The sequence below is a fragment of the Streptomyces sp. NPDC019531 genome (assembly GCF_044903305.1).
Taxonomy (GTDB): domain Bacteria; phylum Actinomycetota; class Actinomycetes; order Streptomycetales; family Streptomycetaceae; genus Streptomyces.
In genome coordinates this window covers 36,232-53,917 of record NZ_JBJDQL010000018.1, presented here as the reverse complement: position 1 = coordinate 53,917, position 17,686 = coordinate 36,232, and the positions used below count along the sequence as shown (strand labels likewise).

Below are 17,686 nucleotides of genomic sequence, written 5' to 3'. Positions count from 1 at the left end.
CGTCTTCTTCAGGCCTTTCCGGGGACTCTACGAACGGCGGTCAGTGCTGGTAGCCGTAGACGCCGCGTGCCTGGTCGCGGACGAGGCGGCCCTTCTCCAGCTCGATGACGCGCTTGCGCATCTGGTCCACGATGTTCTGGTCGTGGGTCGCCATCAGCACCGTCGTGCCCGTCCGGTTGATCCGGTCGAGCAGCTTCATGATGCCGACGGAGGTCTGCGGGTCGAGGTTGCCGGTGGGCTCGTCGGCGATCAGCAGCTTGGGCCGGTTCACGAAGGCCCGCGCGATGGCCACGCGCTGCTGCTCACCGCCGGACAGCTCGCCGGGCATCCGGTCCTCCTTGCCGCCGAGCCCTACGAGGTCGAGCACCTGCGGCACGGACTTGCGGATCTCGCCGCGCGACTTGCCGATGACCTCCTGCGCGAAGGCGACGTTCTCGGCGACGGTCTTGTTCGGCAGCAGCCGGAAGTCCTGGAACACCGTCCCCAGCTGGCGGCGCATCTGCGGCACCTTCCAGTTGGAGAGGCGCGCGAGGTCCTTGCCCAGGACGTGCACCTGGCCCTGGCTGGTCCGCTCCTCGCGAAGCACCAGCCGCAGGAAGGTGGACTTTCCGGAGCCGGAGGACCCCACGAGGAACACGAACTCGCCCTTCTCCACTTCCAGGGAGACATCCCTGAGTGCGGGGCGGGTCTGCTTGGGGTAGACCTTGGATACGTTGTCGAATCGGATCACGGATGCACCACGGTAGGCCGGGGGTAGATGAGCGTGACCATACGCGAACCGGGCGCGGGAGCGCAGGCGGCGGTTCGGGTTGCGTATCGGATGGGCGGTTTTGTACCCACCTGGAGACCCACCCTTCGGCAGCGCACAGGCGGCCCTCAGAGGAACCTGGCACAGTAGGGAAGGGAACGTTCTGCTACCCGGGAGCGTTCTCCAGTACGGAACCGTCGGCAAGAAGGGTGACGCACATGACGTACGACCGCCTGGTGTGCGCAAACTGTGCGGCGCCCGTGAGCGAGGGCCGGTGCCCCGTGTGCCGCGCGAACCGCCAGCGCCTGCAGCAGGAGAACCTCTTCGCGGGCCTGAACCCGATGGCCCTGATCGCCCTGCTCGCCGTGTTGATCGCGGCGGTGGCACTGCTGGCGCACCAGACCGCGTAAGCGGCGTCCCGACAGGACACAGGAAGGGCCCGGAGCGAACTCGCTCCGGGCCCTTCACCGTATGGCGTGCGCACGTTGAGCGGATGCGCGACTACCGGGTGTCACCTTCAGGCGACAGCGCCACCGCGGCCGTTCACGAGGCGCGGCAGGATGCGGAAGCCGATGCCACCGGCGATCATCGTCGCAGCACCGATGACCAGGAAGGTGGTCTGCGCGGCACCGGTCTCGGCGAGCTGCGCACCGCCCGTGCCCTGGGCCGCGGTGTCGGACGTGGTGTCCGAGCCGGACTCGGTCAGGGCCGAGGAGCCGTCCTCCTGGGTGGAGGTGTTGGAACCGCCGTCGGGGGTCGTGTTGCTGTTGCCGCCGCCGCCGCCGGAGTTGCCGTTCCCGTTCCCGTTCCCGTTGCCGTTACCGTTCCCGTTGCCGTTACCGTTCCCCGGGTCGGTGGGCTCGGTGGGCTCGTCCGTGGGCGGCTCCTCCGGGTCCGTCGGCTCCTGGGTGACCGGCGGCGTCTCCGGGTCGGTCGGGATGCCGGGGTCGCTCGGGGTGCCCGGGTCGTTGGGCTCGGTCGGGATGCCGTCGCCCGGGTCGGTCGGAGTGTCGTCGCCCGGGTCGTCGTCGCCGAGACCGGTGTCGACGTTCACGCCGACCCCGCTCTCGTCCACGCTCACACCGATCTCCAGCGCGGAAGCAGCGCCGGCAGCGGTCAGCGAGGCACCGGCCGCGATCACGGCACCGGCGGCTATGCGCGCGATCCGGATCCGCGTCTTCTTCGTCATGTGGTTGCTACCCCCAGTAGCTCATCGTCAATGAGGCGGCGCTCGGGGCCGTGATCGACGGAGGAAGGTAGCTGTGCTCAAGTCCCCCGGTTCACATGCGCCCCAGAGATACGCATGCCACGCTTTACCCTTCCCATTTTTCAAAGCAACGTCAAGGCCGTTGCGGGCGCGATGTCCGGGTAAGCGGTCTTTGCCGGTGAAAGCGGTCTGTGAGTGTGATGTAAAACCCAGACATAAAGCAAACTGCCGCCCGGCGGGCGGCAGTTGCGGAAGGATGGTCAAGTCGACAAAGTTACTTCTCCTGCTGCTTGCGCCAGCGAATTCCGGCCTCCAGAAAGCCGTCGATCTCGCCATTGAACACAGCCTCGGGGTTGCCGACCTCGAACTCGGTACGCAGGTCCTTGACCATCTGGTAGGGGTGCAGGACGTACGAACGCATCTGATTGCCCCAGGAGCTGCCGCCGTCCTTGAGAGCGTCCATCTTGGCCCGCTCCTCCTGGCGCTGCCGCTCCAGCAGCTTCGCCTGGAGAACGTTCATGGCGGTCGCCTTGTTCTGGATCTGCGACCGTTCGTTCTGGCAGGAGACGACGATGCCGGTGGGGAGGTGGGTCAGCCGCACCGCGGAGTCGGTGGTGTTGACGCCCTGGCCACCGGGCCCGGACGAGCGGTACACGTCCACGCGCAGCTCGGACTCGTCGATCTCGATGTGGTCGGTCTGCTCGACCACGGGCAGGATCTCGACGCCCGCGAAGGAGGTCTGGCGGCGCCCCTGGTTGTCGAAGGGCGAGATACGGACGAGCCGGTGGGTGCCCTGCTCGACGGAGAGCGTCCCGTAGGCGTACGGCACCTGCACGGCGAAGGTGGTCGACTTGATGCCGGCCTCTTCGGCGTACGACGTCTCGTAGATCTCGGTCTTGTAGCCCTTCTGCTCCGCCCAGCGCAGGTACATCCGCTGCAGCTTCTCGGCGAAGTCGGCGGCGTCCACGCCACCGGCCTCGGCGCGGATGTTGACGAGCGCCTCACGGGAGTCGTACTCGCCGGACAGGAGGGTCCGCACCTCCATCTCGTCGAGGGCCTTCCTGACGGCGGTGAGCTCGGACTCGGCCTCGGCACGGGTGTCCGGGTCGTCCTCCTCCTCGGCCATCTCGAAGAGCACGGAGAGATCGTCGATCCGCCCGCGCAGAGCCTCGGCCTTGCGCACCTCCGCCTGGAGGTGGGAAAGCTTGCTGGTGATCTTCTGCGCCTCGTCCGGGTTGTCCCACAGGGACGGCGCGGCCGCCTGCTCCTCGAGCACGGCGATGTCTGCCCTCAGCTTGTCGAGGTCCAGAACGGCCTCGATCGACTCCATGGTCGAGGAGAGGGACTTGAGCTCTTCGGATACATCGACGACTGCCACGCTCCCAGCCTAACGGCTGCGGCAACCGACCTCGCCGGAGGAGCTGATTCCAGCCCTCCGGCGTTTGAGGAGCCGGGGGCCCGGGGCCGGCCCCCGAAACGGGTGCCGAAGGGGGCAGCGCCCCTTGGAGGAGGGGACGGGTCGGGGCGGCGGGGGCGAAAACCCTGGTCGGTCACCCCCCACCGACCCGTCACGGCGAAACCGGCGCCGAACTCTTCGTGTCCTGCGGCGAAGCCCCCGCATCGTCCCCGGACGTGGCCGCCCACACCCCGACCCCCGCCGCAGCCACCAGCAGAACCGCCGCCGCCCCCACGACCAGCCTCCGCCGCCGCGTGGTCGCCCGATGCCGCGCGGACCCCGGCCGAGGCGCCCCTGCGGGCCTCGGCACCCGGGCCGTCCCCCGCGCACCCCCGGCCAGCTCGTCCGGCCCCGGCACCCTCATCGACGTATGCGTGTCACGGTTGGAGTCCGCGGGCTTCGCCCCCGGCACCAGCGGTACGGCTCCCCGCCGCGCCGGCCGCCCGGAAGGCACCGTCTCACCGGCGGAGGCGGGGGCCGTCTCCTCGTCCTGCTCCTCCTCCAGCTCCGCACCCGGCTCGTCCACGTCCAGCGGCGGCATCCCGGCCAGCAACGGCAACAGCTCCCGCAGCCGCGCCCCCAGCTCGGAGGCGCGCAGCCGGGAGGCCGGGGCCTTCGCCAGGCACTGCACGATCAGCTGCCACAGCTCGTCGGGGATCCCGGGAAGCGGCACCACCGTCTCCGTGACGTGCCGCCGCAGCACCGCCCCCGGATGCCCGCCGCCGAACGGCGTGAACCCGGCCAGCAGCTCGTACAGCACGGTCGCGAGGGCGTAGATGTCCACGGACGCCCGCGGTGGCAGCCCCTCGACGATCTCCGGCGCCAGATAGTCCGGCGTACCGATGATCTTCGTGGCCTTGGTCCGCCGCGGCGAGTCGATGAGCTTCGCCACCCCGAAGTCGGTCAGCAGCGCCGGATGGGACCCACCCGGCCCCAGCGGCCCCTGCATGTCCAGCAGGACGTTCTCCGGCTTGACGTCCCGGTGCACGACCCCGGCCGCGTGCGCGGCCGCCAGCCCGTCCGCGATGTCCGCCACGATCGCCACCGCCGCCTCGGGCGAGAGCCGCTTCTCCCGGTCGAGCCGGGTCCGCAGATCCGTCCCCCGGACCAGGTCCATGACGAGCGCGAGGTCGTTGCCGTCGACCACGAGGTCGCGTACGGAGACCACATGGGGGTGCTCCAGGCCGAGCAGGGCGGTGCGCTCCTGGACGAAGCGCCCGACGAGCTCCTGGTCGGACGCGAGGTCCTCGCGCAGCAGCTTGACGGCGACGGGCCCCTCGGGTCCCTCACCCAGCCACACCGTGCCGGCGCTGCCCCGCCCCAGGATCTGGTTGGCGGTGTACCGGCTGCCGATCTTCCGTGCCAAGACTGCTCCTACAGACGCGTGTTGTCGCTAAAACTACGCGCCGGAAGAGCCAACCTTCACCGCGGAGACGGAAATCACCCGCTGGGTGTCGACAAATCCCCTGAGTCGCTACTGTCCTGAGGAGTTACCGCCCAGATCGTTGATCCATCCGCTCACCGTGTCGATCATGTCGCCGAGCTGCTGCCAGTAGCTCTTGCCGGTGCCGATCCACTCCTGAAGCGGGCTCAGCTCCCAGATCAGCCAGCTCGCGACGAACAGGATGACGATCGTGAACAGGCACCCCTTGAGGCAGCCCAGACCCGGGATCTTCATCGGGTTGGCGCTGCGCTGCCGGGGCTCGCGCGCCGGCCTCTGGGGCTCCTGCGGGGGCGCGTACCGCTGCGGTTGCTGCTGCGGCGGCGGGGCGTACTGCTGGGGCTGCTGCTGCGGCTGACGGCCGTAACCACCCTGCGGCGGGCGCTGCTGGGGCCGCTGCTGCTGAGGCTGCTGCTGTTGCGGCCGCTGCTGCTGCGGCCTTGCGACCTGCCGCTGGGGGCGGCGGCGCAGCGGGTCCTCGTTGGGGTCGAGGTACTGGACCTGCGTCTGTTCGTTGCGGTCCCGGGCCGCGCGCAGCTGGTTCTGCCAGGGGTGCGGGTCCTCGGGCCCGCCGGGCTGCTGCCCGTACTGACCCTGCTGTCCCGGCCGCCCGGGCGGCATCGGCGGCATGACGGCGGTCGGGTCGGCCGCGCCGCGGTCCGTCGGGAGTACGGCGGTGGGGTCGGCGGCGCCGACCGGGTACCCGGGGCCGGTGTGCGGCATGACGTTGGTCGCGGCGTTCGGGTCGAAGGCACCAGCGACGCCCGCGCCGTGCGGCAGCACCTGCGTCGGGTCGGCGGCACCGGGCGCGTCCGGGACGGCCGCCGGGGCCGGGTCGGGCAGCAGCAGCGCGCCGACGTTCTCCGCCGCGGCGATCTGCGCGGGGCTCGCGTGCACACCGATGCCCTCGGCGACGACGCGCAGCCCGCGCGCTAGGTTCTCGGCACTGGGACGCCGGTCCGGGGTCTTGCTCAGACAGCGCTCTATGACCGTCCACAGCGGGTCGGGGACCGTGGAGGGACGGCGCGGCTCGGCGCTCAGGTGCTGGTGCAGGACTTCCAGGGCGGAGCCGCCGGCGAACGGCGGACGGCCGGTGACCAGCTCGTACAGCAGGATGCCGGCGCCGTAGATGTCGACCGCGGAGGTCTGCGGGCGGCCCTCGGCGGACTCGGGAGCGATGTACGCGGGCGTGCCGACGAATTCCTGGGTCCGGGTCAGGCCCGGGGAGTCCGCGAGGCGCGCGATGCCGAAGTCGGTGAGCAGGGGGTGCATCTGGCCGCCGTACTGCCGCAGCAGCACGTTGGCCGGCTTGAGGTCGCGGTGGACCACGCCGTCGGCATGGCTGGCGGCGAGCGCGTCGGCGATCTGGGCGGTGATCAGGGCTGCGCCGACGGGGCTGAAGGGGCCGTTCTCGCGCAGGTAGCGGTGCAGGTCGGGGCCCTCGACGAGGTCCATGACCAGGGCGAGCAGATCACCCTCGACGACCAGGTCACGCACCCGCACGATGTTCGGGTGGGTCAGCCTGAGGAGCACGGACCGCTCGCGCAGGAACCGCATCACGATGTCCGGATCGCTCGCGAGCTCCTCCTTGAGGACCTTGATCGCGACGGTCTCGCCGGGCTGTCCCGGTACGGCGGCCTCGGCGCCCGCGGTCTCCCGCTGGCGGGCACGCCACACGGTCCCCGTGGCACCGCGTCCGAGCGGCTCCTCGAGGAAGTACTTGCTGCCTACCGGCCGCACGTCATGCACTCCCTGCTGCTTGCTGTCGTTCCGACCCACTGTAGTGCCGCCCCCAAGGGCACTACGTAAGCGTTCCCAAGCGCGTTCGAAGGAAAGACGCTCCGTCCGGTCTCCTGGTTGCCGGAGGTTGACGTGACCGATCTCAAGTGATCGCCGGCGCTGCACTGGTCAGGCACTTTTGGGGGCAGAGCTGACCAATCAAGATCACTTGCCCTCGGGCGGCGGGCGCGTTGTCAGTGGCAGGTGCGAGGATGCCTACCGTCAAGGCCGACGAACTTGGGCGCGTACTTGTCCGCGAACTCGTCCGCGCAGAAGGGACCGCTGACGGCGATGCAGATCCGGCTGACCGTCGTAGATCCGCTGGGCCCGCCCGACCGGGCCCGGGGCCGCGCCGCGAGCTGCGACGTGCTGGTGACGGCTCCCGTCGGCACCGCGCTGGCCGCGGTGGCGACCGCCCTCGCCTCGGCGGTCGCCGGCGAGGGGGGCGTCTCCCGCGCGGGCGAGACCGAGCGGGGCGGCGGCCCGGTCGTGCTGTACGCGGACGGGGAGCGGCTCGACACCCAGCGCTCCACCCTGGGTGAGCCCCCGCTGGTCGACGGCGCGGTCCTCTCCCTCGGTACCCCGGCGGCCCCCGAGCCCCATCCCGAGCTCGACGAGGCCCCCACCCAGCTGCATGTCGTCGCGGGCCCCGACGCCGGCGGCGTGCATCTGCTGCACGGCGGCCAGATCCACATCGGCCGCTCCGCCGACGCCGACGTCCCCCTGGACGACCCCGACGTCTCCCGCCTGCACTGCGCGGTCACGGTCGGCGCCGACGGCCGCGTCTCGGTGGCCGACCTCGACTCCACCAACGGCACGACCCTGGACGGCACGCGCCTCGGCACCCGCCCGGTGCGGTTCCCTCCGGGGGCCCTCCTGAGGATCGGCGAATCGGTCCTCCGGCTGGCGCCGAGCGGCGGCCGCCGGCTGGTTACGGAACCGGACGGGGAGGGCCACGTGCGGGTGGCACCCGGGGATGCCTCGTCCCTGCGGAGCGCGGGGCAGCCGGGCATGACGCCGGGGGGCGCCGCGAGTGGTGCCGGGTACCGGCCGGGCCAAGAGGGCGTAACACCGGCCCGCGCCGCGGACAGTGCCGGGTACCGGCCGGGCCAGGGGCGCGTGGCGCCGGGAGGCGCGGCGGAGACCGGGGCCGCTGCGTTTGCGCCGGATGGCGAGCAGCCGGGACGCACGGCGCCGGGAAGCACAAGGCAGACCGCAGGGACCGCGTACACCCCGGGCGGCGCGCAGCCGGGACACACCGCACCCGGCAGCACAAGGCAGACCGGAGGAGCCGCGTACACCCCGGGCGGCGCGCAGCCGGGACACACCGCACCCGGCAGCACGGGCCAGACCGGTGACGCCGCGTATGTGCCGGGCGTGAGTCGGGGCCGCAGGGTCTCGGGACGCGGCGGAGGCACTGGCGGAACCGGGGGCGGCGGCACGGCCGCGTCGGGCTCGGGCACCGGCCCTGCTGCAGGCACCCACCCCACCTCAGGCACCGGCCCTGCTGCGGGCACCCACCCCACCTCAGGCACCGGCCCTGCTGCGGGCACCCACCCCACCTCAGGCACCGGCCCTGCTGCGGGCACCCACCCGGCCTCGGGCGCCGGGCCGGCCGAGGGTTCGGCACGCGCGCGTGACGGCCGTGACGGCGGCGGCACCCCGCCCCAGCCGCCCACCGACCGGACTCACCACACCTACGGTTCCGCCGGCTGGGGCGCGTCCGGCGGGAGCCCTGCGGACGCGGGAGCGCAGGGCCACGGCCCCGCCGAACCGCGGGTCGTCGTACCGGGCCAGGGCAACGCGCCTCGGATCGAGAACCAGAGTCCGGGCGGATCGGCCACCGGCGACACCAGTGGCCGACGTCGGGACAGCGGACGCGGCACAGGCGCAAGCTCCGGCTCCGGCGGGGACACGCACGCCGGCCGGTTCGGGATCGGCTCCTTCGATGTGCCTCGCACCGCCGATACCTCCTCGCCTTCCTCGCCGCCCCCGGCGCCGGCCCCCCAGGACGTACCCCCCGCTCCAGCCGACACCGACGCCGACCCCGCAGCCCCGGACGCCCCCGGCACCGGCCGCCGCAAAGGCACCCCCCTGCGCGGGACCGACGTACCCCAGGGTGTGCGGCGGCGTGGGGGGCTTTCCGCGTGGGCTCGACGGCTGACCGGTGGCCGGGCCGAGCAGGAGGCAGCCGGACGTGAGGCGTACGACGAGAACCCGGCGCCCGCCGCCGCGGTCCCGTCGGCCGCCGCGGCACAGGTGCCCGAGGTCTGGCCGGACCCGGCAGCCCTGCTGCTGACGGCGCTGGGGCCGGGCGCCCGCCTCTGGGAGCGCGGGCCGGGGCATCCGGAGGCCCTCACCGTGCGGCTCGGCACCGCCGACCGGGCGGCGCCCGACGGGTCGGGGCTGTTGCCGGCCGTTCCGGTCACCGCGGATCTGCGCGAGGCCGGGGCACTGGGACTCGCCGGTCCGCGCGCCCGGCTGGCCGGGCTGGCCCGCGCGGTGGTGGCGCAGCTCGCCGCCCTGCACGCGCCCGAGACCCTGGAGATCGTCCTGATCAGCGCGGACCGCTCCCGCCCGGCGAAGGAGCGCACCGCCGAGTGGTCGTGGCTCGGCTGGCTTCCCCATGTCCGCCCTGGTCACGGCCAGGACTGTCGCCTCCTGCTGGCCCACGACCGCGAACAGGCCGCGGCCCGCACCGACGAACTCCTGCGGCGCCTGGACGACCACCTGGCCGACTCGGAGACGCCACCGGCGGGCCGGACGATCCCGGCGGCCCGCCCGACCACCTCGCAGGACGGCCCGAAGAGCGCCCGACGTCCCTCCTGGGCCCGGGACGACGCGGAGGACGAAGCGAGCGGCGGTTTCCCCGGTCCGTACACCGTGGTCGTCGTGGACGGCGACCCCGGCGGTGCGGACCTGCGCAAGGCGGTGGCCCGGCTGGCCGCGGAGGGCCCCCGGGCCGGCATCCACGTCGTGTGCCTGGCCGAGACGGCCCCGGCCTCCCCCGCGTCCCCGGTGACGGACACGTACGAGGCGGCGTGCACGGCGGCCCCGACGTTCCGCGAGTGCGGCGCGGTCGGCCTGCTCAGCGGGGACGTGGCGACGGCGTTGCGGCTGATGCGGGTGGCGCGGGCGGGAATTCCGGCGGGCGCGGGCTCGGGCGCGGGCTCGGGCGCGGGCTCGGGTGACAGCGGGCCGACGGGTGTCGATGAGGATGCCGGGCAGTACGACCGCGGACCGGAAGCGAAAGCCCGCCGCTCCCCGCACTCCGAGACGACCCGCACCATGCCCCGCCCCGCGACCGACGTGTCCCCGGCCGACGCGCCCCGCACAGAACCGGGCGCCACCCCGGGAGCGCACCCCACCCCCACCCCTGTCGGCCACGGCACCGTCGCCGCCGTGGACGCCGTCTCCGTCGCCTGGGCCGAGCGGTTCGCGCGGGCGCTGGCGCCGTTGCGCACGGACGGCACCGCCGGCGGGGGGCACGCACGCGTGTCCTCGCCGTTGCCCCAGGCGGCGCGGCTGCTGGACGAGCTGGGGCTGGCGAGGGCCACCCCGCCGTCGCTGATGACGCGCTGGGCGGACGCGGCCGACGACCCGGAGTCGCTCGGCGGGCGGGCCTGGGCGGTGCTCGGGGCGGGTCCGCGCGGCCCGGTCTGCGCCGACCTGGTGGCGGAGGGGCCGCATCTGCTGGTCGAGGGACCCGCGGGCAGCGGCCGTACGGAACTGCTGCGGGCCGTGGTCGCCTCGCTGGCCGCGGCCGAGCGCCCCGACCGCCTCAGCGTCGTCCTGGTGGACGGCCGGGACAGCGTGGGTGCCGGGGGAGGCGGCCACGGCGAGGGCCTGCGCGTGTGCACGGACGTACCGCATGTGACCACCCACCTCACCGCCAACGACCCCGTGCGGATGCGGGAGTTCGCCCAGTCCCTGAGCGCCGAGCTGAAGCGGCGCGCGGAGTTGCTCGGCCGCTCCGACTTCGCGGAGTGGCACACCGGCCGGGAGCTGTCGGGCCGTATGGTCAGCCAGCGCACGGCGACGACCCGAGGCGCGTCGGGCACACCCTCCGCCGGCTCCGCGGGCATCCACAGCACCTCCGGCGACCCGGGCACCGGCGACCTGGACTCCCCGCCCAGCTCCACCATCCGGCTGCGCCCCGGGGCGGCCCGCCGCCAGACGGAGACGGCACCTCCGCTCCCCCGTCTGGTCGTGATCGTGGACGACCTGGACGCCCTGGTCTCCCCGCCCCTCGGCTCTCCGGGCAGGCCGGCCGCCGGCTCGGTCATACGCGCGCTGGAGGCGGTGGCCCGTGAGGGCGAGCGTCTGGGCGTCCACCTGGTGGCCGCGACGGGCCCGGGCGGCCGTACGGCGGAGTCGGAACCGGCCCGCCGGGCCACCCTCCGCGTCACCCTGGACACCCCGGCCACGGGCCCGGACGAACCGGCTCCCGGCCGCGGCCGTCTGACCTGGTCGGATGGCCGGGTGACCGCCTTCCAGGCCGGCCGGGTCACCGGCCGTATCCCCCGTACGGCGACCCTCCGCCCCACGGTCGTCCCGCTGGAGTGGGAACGCATGGGCGATCCCCCGACCCGCCGCCCGGTCCGGGAGCTGGGCAACGGTCCGACGGACCTGGCATTGCTGGCCAGCGCTTTGGAACGGGCTGCGAGGGAAGTCGCAGTGGCAGAGGTGCCGTCACTGCTTTAGCCGAACGCGGCAGCACTTCCGCAATGGCGTGCCACAACGCGCCCCCACTGGTCACGAGGCAGCAACGATCTCCTGCTTGACAGCTGACGCGCCCTTGCCGACCCCGTTCTCCGGGCGTAGACCAGTTCGCACGGGACACCCTCAACGTTCGACGAGGAACGAGGAACGGGGACGTGATGCGCAGCATGAGCAGCACAAACCGAAAGCCCAGGGCAGCGAAAACCGCGGCCGTCGCCCTCGCGGCGGCCCTCGCCCTCTCGCTCACCGCCTGTGGCGGGGACGACGACAAGAGCAGCGGCTCAGGCGCGACGGGCGCCAAGGAGACCGGCACCAGCGTCACCCTTCCCAAGCTGAACGGCGAGAGCCTGGAGGTCGCCGCCGTCTGGAGCGGCGAGGAGCAGGCCAACTTCAAGAAGGTCCTCGCGGAGTTCGAGAAACGCACCGGCGCCAAGGTCTCGTTCGTGCCCGCGCAGGACCCCATCATCAACTTCCTCGGCTCGAAGGTCGCGGGCGGCCAGCCGCCGGACATCGCGATGCTCCCGCAGCCCGGAGCGATCAAGCAGGCCGTGGACAAGAAGTGGGCCAAGCCCCTCGGCGCCGAGGCCAAGGCGGAGCTCGCGAAGAACTACTCGCAGGGCTGGCAGGACATCGGCAAGGTCAACGGCGAGCAGTACGGCGTCTACTACAAGGCCGCCAACAAGTCCCTGATCTGGTACAACGCCAAGGTCTTCGAGAACGCGGGCGCCACCGAGCCGAAGACCTGGGACGAGCTGCTCACCACCGCGCAGACGGTCTACGACTCGGGCGTGACCCCGTTCTCGGTGGGCGGCGCCGAGGGCTGGACCCTCACCGACTGGTTCGAGAACATCTATCTCTCGCAGGCCGGCCCGGAGAAGTACGACCAGCTGGCCAAGCACGAGATCAAGTGGACGGACCCGTCCGTGAAGGACGCGCTGACCACGCTGGCCCAGGTGTGGGGCAAGAAGGACTATGTGGCGGGCGGTGCGAAGGGCGCGCTGCAGACCGACTTCCCGGCCTCGGTGACCCAGACCTTCACCGGCGGCGACCAGCCCAAGGCGGCGATGGTCTACGAGGGCGACTTCGCGCAGGTCAACATCCAGACGGCCAAGGCGAAGGTCGGCACCGACGCGAAGGTGTTCCCGTTCCCGAAGGTCGGTGACACCGCCCCCGTGGTCTCCGGCGGCGACGCGGCCGTGATCCTCAAGGACTCCAAGGCGGCGCAGGCGCTGGCGACCTTCCTGGCCTCCCCGGACGCGGCGACGATCCAGGCCAAGCTGGGCGGCTATCTCTCGCCGAACAAGAACGTGGACATCTCGGCGTATCCGAACCCGGTGCAGCAGAAGATCGCCAAGGCGCTGATCGACTCGGGTGACGACTTCCGCTTCGACATGTCCGACCAGGCCCCGCAGGCCTTCGGCGGCACCCCCGGCAAGGGTGAGTGGAAGGCGCTGCAGGACTTCCTGACCAACCCGAAGAACATCGCGGGCACGCAGGCGAAGCTGGAGGCGGACGCGGCGGCCGCCTACGGGAACTGACGCGATGACGTCGGCCACGGCGGCAGGGGGCCATGAGGCCCCCGCCGCTCCCAAGTCACGCAAGAGCGTGACCGGCACCCGAAGGACCGTGGCGGCGCTGTTCCTGCTGCCCGCCCTCGTGCTGCTGGGCGCGCTCGTCGTCTACCCGATCGGGTACTCGGTCGTCCGCAGCTTCTACGACCAGTCCGGCGACGGTTTCGCCGGTATCGACAACTACAAGGCGCTGTTCACGGACGACGGCATTCGTACGGCGCTGAAGAACAACGTCATCTGGGTGGTGTTCGCGCCGACCGTGGCCACCGCGCTCGGTCTGATCTTCGCGGTGCTGACCGAACGGGTGCGCTGGGGAACGGCGTTCAAGCTGGTCGTCTTCATGCCGATGGCGATCTCGATGCTGGCGGCGGGCATCATCTTCCGGCTGGTCTACGACCAGGACCCGGACAAGGGGTTCGCGAACGCGGTGTTGGTGGGCGTGCACGACACGTTCGCGCCGTCCTCGGCGTTCCCGAAGGCCCACCCGGGCCGGGAGTCGCCGCTGGTGGCCCAGGGCGGCGGCTTCATCACCAAGGCGACGGTCCACACCGGAGGCACGGTCACCCTGCCCCTGGTCGGCGTCGCCCCCGAGCAGATGCCGGGCGACGCGAAGAAGGCCGTACCGCCGCAGGCCGACCCGGGCCGGATCACCGGCACGACCTGGCAGGACTTCACCCGCGGCAAGGGCGTCGGCACGCTCGGCGGGGTCGACCCGACCGAGCTGGGCTACCCCGGTATGAAGGTCGAAGCGGTCAAGGACGGCAAGGTCGTCGAGACGGCCAAGGCGGGCGACGACGGCACGTTCTCCTTCTCGGAGAAGGCCGACGGAGCCCAACTCCGGCTTCCGGCGAGCAACTTCAAGGAGGCCTACAACGGCCTGAACTGGCTCGGCCCGTCGCTGGTGACGCCGGCGATCATCGGGTCGTACATCTGGATGTGGGCCGGTTTCGCGATGGTGCTGATCGCGGCCGGGCTCGCGGGCATCCCCCGGGAGCTCCTGGAGGCGGCCCGGGTCGACGGCGCGAGCGAGTGGCAGGTCTTCCGCAGGGTCACGGTCCCGCTGCTGGCGCCCGTCCTCGCGGTCGTCACCGTCACCCTGATGATCAACGTCCTGAAGATCTTCGACCTGGTCTTCATCATCCCCCCGGGCTCCTCGCAGGACGACGCGAACGTCCTCGCGCTCGAGCTGTACCGCAAGGGCTTCTCCGAGGACCAGCCGGGCATCGCGAGCGCCATCTCGGTGTTCCTGCTGCTGCTCGTCATCCCGGTGATGTGGTTCAACATTCGTCGGCTCAGGCGGGAGGTACGGCGATGACGACCCAGGCCGAAAGGCTCCCCGGGACGGCGGCGGCCCAGGGCGCGAAAGCGAGGCAGTCCCTCGGCTCCAAGCTCGTGGAACGCGTCAGCGGTGGCGTGGTCAGTGTGTTTCTCGTCCTCGTCGGCCTGTTCTGGCTGGTGCCGACGATCGGGCTGTTGATCTCCTCGCTGCGCAGCCCGGAGGACTTGACCGCGAGCGGCTGGTGGACGGTCTTCAGCAAGCCGTCCCAACTCACCTTCGACAGCTACGACAAGCTCCTGCACAACAGCGACATCACCAGTTCCATCCTCAACACCGTGCTGATCACGGTCCCGGCGACGCTTCTGGTGATCGTCATCGGCGCGCTCGCGGGCTACGCGTTCGCATGGATGGACTTCCCGGGCCGCGACTGGTGGTTCATGGGCGTGGTCGGCCTGTTGGTGGTGCCGGTGCAGGTGGCGCTGATCCCGATCGCCGAACTCTTCGGCAAGATCGGCCTGTTCGGCAACATCTTCGGCGTGGTCCTGTTCCACACGGGCTTCGGCCTGCCGTTCGCGGTGTTCCTGCTGCGGAACTTCTTCGCGGAGATCCCCCGTGAACTCCTGGAGGCGGCCCGGCTCGACGGCGCGGGCGAACTGCGCCTGTTCACAAGGGTGGTGCTGCCGCTCGGCGGGCCCGCGATCGCGAGCCTCGGCATCTTCCAGTTCCTGTGGGTGTGGAACGACATGCTGATCGCCCTGGTGTTCACGAACGCCGACAGCCAGCCGATCACGGTCGCTCTTCAGACCCAGATGCGCGCCTTCGCCGACAACGTCGACGTGCTGGCCCCGGGTGCGTTCATCTCCATGGTGATCCCGCTGATCGTGTTCTTCGCGTTCCAGCGGCAGTTCGTGTCCGGTGTGATGGCGGGCGCCGTCAAGTAGCCCGCGCGAAAGGCACGTTGGGGCGGGCCCACCCAGGTCCGCCCCTTCGCGTTCGCCCGAATGCCGTACGGATCGTAACCAAGCGCCTTCATGGGGCGTTCCCGGGCAGACCGCCCGCGCCGACCCATGGATGTGCCGTGCCCAGGTTCAGTGTCATCGTCCCCGCGTACAGGGTTCAGGCCTATCTGCCCGCCTGCCTGGAATCGGTGCTGTCACAGTCGTACGAGGATCTGGAGCTGATCGCGGTCGACGACCGCTCGCCCGACGCGTGCGGTGAGATCGCCGACGAGTTCGCGGCCCGCGATCCGCGCGTACGGGTGGTCCACCTGCCACGGAACAAGGGCCTCGGTCCCGCTCGCAACGCGGGGACGGCGGAGGCGTCGGGCGACTACCTGGTGTTCCTCGACGGCGACGACACCCTCGCCCCGCACGCGCTGCGGGCGATCGCCGACCGGCTGAAGGAGACGGGCGAGCCGGACGTCCTGGTCTACGACCACGCGCTCGCCCAGTGGTCGGGCGAGACCGCTGGCGGCACCTTCGCGGGGCTGCTCTCCGAGCAGGGCCCGGCCCCGTTCCGCCTTGAGGACCGTCCGGGGCTGCTGCGGGTGCGGGCCGCGGCCTGGGACAAGGCGTACCGCAGGGAGTTCGTCGAGCGCGAGGCCTTCGCCTTCCCGTCGGGCTACTACGTGGACACGGCCTGGACCTGCCCGGCCCTGATGACCGCCGAGTCGGTCGCCACCCTCGACCGGGTCTGCGTCCACCACCGGCAGCGCCGCCGGGGCAGCGCCCCCGGCCCCATCGGCCGCGGCCACTTCGACGTCCTCGACCAGTACGACAGGGTCTTCGCGTACGTCGACTCGCGTCCCCAACTCACCCAGTGGCGGCCGGTGTTGTTCCGCCGCATGGTCGACCACCTGTGGACGGTGTTCACCGCGCGGGACCGCCTCCCGCGCGGCGCCCGCGCCGAGTTCCTGCGGCGGGCCCGCGACCACTACCGCGCCCACCGCACCCCGGGTCACCCGGTCCCGGTGCGCTCCCGGCTGCGCCACACGGTGATCCGGCTGGCCCTGTACCGCACCCACCGGCTCGTGGAACTGACCCAGAGGCTCGGTCACCGCGCCACCAGGCCGGTCGTCCACCTCGCGAAGTCCCTGCACGCGGCCGCCCTCAAGCTTCACTACCGCGTCCAGCTCCGCCTCCCCCTGCGCGGGGACCGTGCCGTGTTCGCCGCGTACGGGGGCCGCGGGCACGGCTGCAGCCCTGGGGCGCTGGAGGAGGCGTTCCGCACCTTCGTCCCGCACATCCGGACCGCGTGGATCGCCCGCCCGGAGCACCACCGCACCATCCCGACCGCGACCCGCCGGATCCGACCCGGCACGGCCGCCTACTGGACGGCACTCGCCCGCTCCAAGTACCTCGTGAACAACACCGACTTCGACCGCCGCCTCGTCAAGCGCCCCGGCCAGGTCCTCATCCAGACCCAACACGGCACGCCCCTCAAGCACATGGGTCTCGACCTCCGGGAACGCCCGGCAGCGGCGGGCGACTTGGACTTCGACGCGATGCTGAGCGATGTCGACCGGTGGGACTACCTCCTGTCCCCCAACCGCCACACCACCCTGACCTGGGAGCGGGTATACCCCGGCGGCTACACCATGCTCCCCTACGGCCATCCTCGCAACGACGTGTTCCAGCGGGCGACTTCGCAGGACGTACGGCGGCTGCGCGAGTCCCTCGGCATCCCCGAGGGCACGGTCGCGATCCTGTACGCGCCGACCCACCGCGACTACCGCCGCACCCAGCGCGCCACCCTCGACCTGGAACGCTTCCTGCGCCGCCTGGGCCCGCGTTTCGTCGTCCTGGCCCGCGCCCACCACCGGCACGGCGGCCCGCTCGTCTCCCCCGCGACGGCCCGGGTCATCGACGTCAGCGACCACCCGAGCGTCGAGTCCCTGTGCCTGGCCTCGGACGCCCTGGTCACCGACTACTCGTCCCTGATGTTCGACTACGCCAACCTGGACCGGCCGATCGTCATCCACGCCACCGACGACGACTACGCGGCGTACGAGGCGGCTCGCGGCACCTACTTCGACCTGCGGTCCTTCGCGCCGGGCGCGGTGGCGCGCAGCGTGGACGAACTGACCGACATCTTCGCCACCGGCCACTGGCGCGGCTCCCGCTCCACCCAGCTGCGCTCGGCGTTCCGCGAGCGCTTCTGCCCGTACGACGACGGCCGCGCCGCCGAGCGGGTCGTACGCCATGTCGTGCTGGGCGAGACCAAGTTGCCGCCGGCGGTACCGCCGGCGGAGCGCCACCCGGTGCCGTCGGCGGCGGCAGCGCTCGGCCGCTCACCGCTGCCCACTGTGCCCCGTCCCGCGACGGACACGCCGATCACCGAAACCCTCTGGGGGACCCGCATGCCGTCCAGCCCTTCGCACCCCACCCCGACCCCCCCGTCGACTTGGCGCCCAACGGGACGCCCGCGCCCCTGAGGGGGCGCGGGCGGTGAGTCTGCTCCTCGGACTTGCCGAATCGGCTTTCC

General features: G+C 72.0%; 11 protein-coding genes. 6 read left to right on the top strand and 5 right to left on the bottom strand.

Translation table 11 applies throughout. From position 1 onward, the window contains the following. Positions 1–40: 40 nt before the first annotated feature. A complete protein-coding gene (gene ftsE, locus ACI2L1_RS21720; RefSeq protein ID WP_007382424.1) occupies positions 41–730 on the bottom strand; it encodes a cell division ATP-binding protein FtsE in 690 nt (229 codons plus the stop codon). Positions 731–966: 236 nt separating this feature from the next. Between ftsE and ACI2L1_RS21715 the strand changes: the two genes are divergently transcribed. Continuing rightward, entirely contained in the window at positions 967–1,158 is a 192-nt protein-coding gene (locus ACI2L1_RS21715; protein WP_404740977.1) for a hypothetical protein, read from the top strand. A 107-nt stretch (positions 1,159–1,265) separates the two neighbouring features. Here the strand turns inward: ACI2L1_RS21715 and ACI2L1_RS21710 are convergent, their stop codons facing one another. The 4 genes from ACI2L1_RS21710 to ACI2L1_RS21695 all read right to left on the bottom strand — a co-directional run bounded on the left by ACI2L1_RS21710 (position 1,266) and on the right by ACI2L1_RS21695 (position 6,592). Continuing rightward, on the bottom strand, positions 1,266–1,937 hold the full coding sequence (locus ACI2L1_RS21710) for a hypothetical protein (protein WP_404740976.1): 672 nt from the start codon (positions 1,935–1,937) through the stop codon (positions 1,266–1,268). A 292-nt stretch (positions 1,938–2,229) separates the two neighbouring features. Next, complete coding sequence (gene prfB / locus ACI2L1_RS21705) at positions 2,230–3,333, bottom strand: peptide chain release factor 2 (RefSeq protein ID WP_404740975.1); 1,104 nt, start codon at positions 3,331–3,333, stop codon at positions 2,230–2,232. 190 nt (positions 3,334–3,523) lie between these two features. Next, positions 3,524–4,777 (bottom strand): serine/threonine-protein kinase, encoded by a 1,254-nt coding sequence (locus tag ACI2L1_RS21700; RefSeq protein WP_404740974.1) that lies wholly within the window; start codon positions 4,775–4,777, stop codon positions 3,524–3,526. A gap of 108 nt (positions 4,778–4,885) precedes the next feature. Continuing rightward, positions 4,886–6,592, bottom strand: coding sequence for a serine/threonine-protein kinase (locus tag ACI2L1_RS21695; protein ID WP_404740973.1), 1,707 nt, complete (start codon positions 6,590–6,592; stop codon positions 4,886–4,888). 330 nt (positions 6,593–6,922) lie between these two features. Between ACI2L1_RS21695 and ACI2L1_RS21690 the strand changes: the two genes are divergently transcribed. The 5 genes from ACI2L1_RS21690 to ACI2L1_RS21670 all read left to right on the top strand — a co-directional run bounded on the left by ACI2L1_RS21690 (position 6,923) and on the right by ACI2L1_RS21670 (position 17,636). Continuing rightward, positions 6,923–11,335, top strand: coding sequence for an FHA domain-containing protein (locus tag ACI2L1_RS21690; RefSeq protein WP_404741060.1), 4,413 nt, complete (start codon positions 6,923–6,925; stop codon positions 11,333–11,335). Between the two features lie 176 nt (positions 11,336–11,511). Further along, positions 11,512–12,891 carry an ABC transporter substrate-binding protein gene (locus tag ACI2L1_RS21685; RefSeq protein WP_404740972.1) on the top strand — a complete coding sequence of 460 codons (1,380 nt, stop codon included), beginning with the start codon at positions 11,512–11,514 and terminating at the stop codon, positions 12,889–12,891. Positions 12,892–12,895: 4 nt separating this feature from the next. After that, positions 12,896–14,239 carry a carbohydrate ABC transporter permease gene (locus ACI2L1_RS21680; protein WP_404740971.1) on the top strand — a complete coding sequence of 448 codons (1,344 nt, stop codon included), beginning with the start codon at positions 12,896–12,898 and terminating at the stop codon, positions 14,237–14,239. Continuing rightward, positions 14,236–15,144, top strand: coding sequence for a carbohydrate ABC transporter permease (locus tag ACI2L1_RS21675; protein ID WP_404740970.1), 909 nt, complete (start codon positions 14,236–14,238; stop codon positions 15,142–15,144). Before ACI2L1_RS21680 ends, ACI2L1_RS21675 begins: the two co-directional genes overlap by 4 nt. Before the next feature lie 137 nt (positions 15,145–15,281). Then, complete coding sequence (locus tag ACI2L1_RS21670; RefSeq protein WP_404740969.1) at positions 15,282–17,636, top strand: CDP-glycerol glycerophosphotransferase family protein; 2,355 nt, start codon at positions 15,282–15,284, stop codon at positions 17,634–17,636. Positions 17,637–17,686 lie beyond the last annotated feature (50 nt).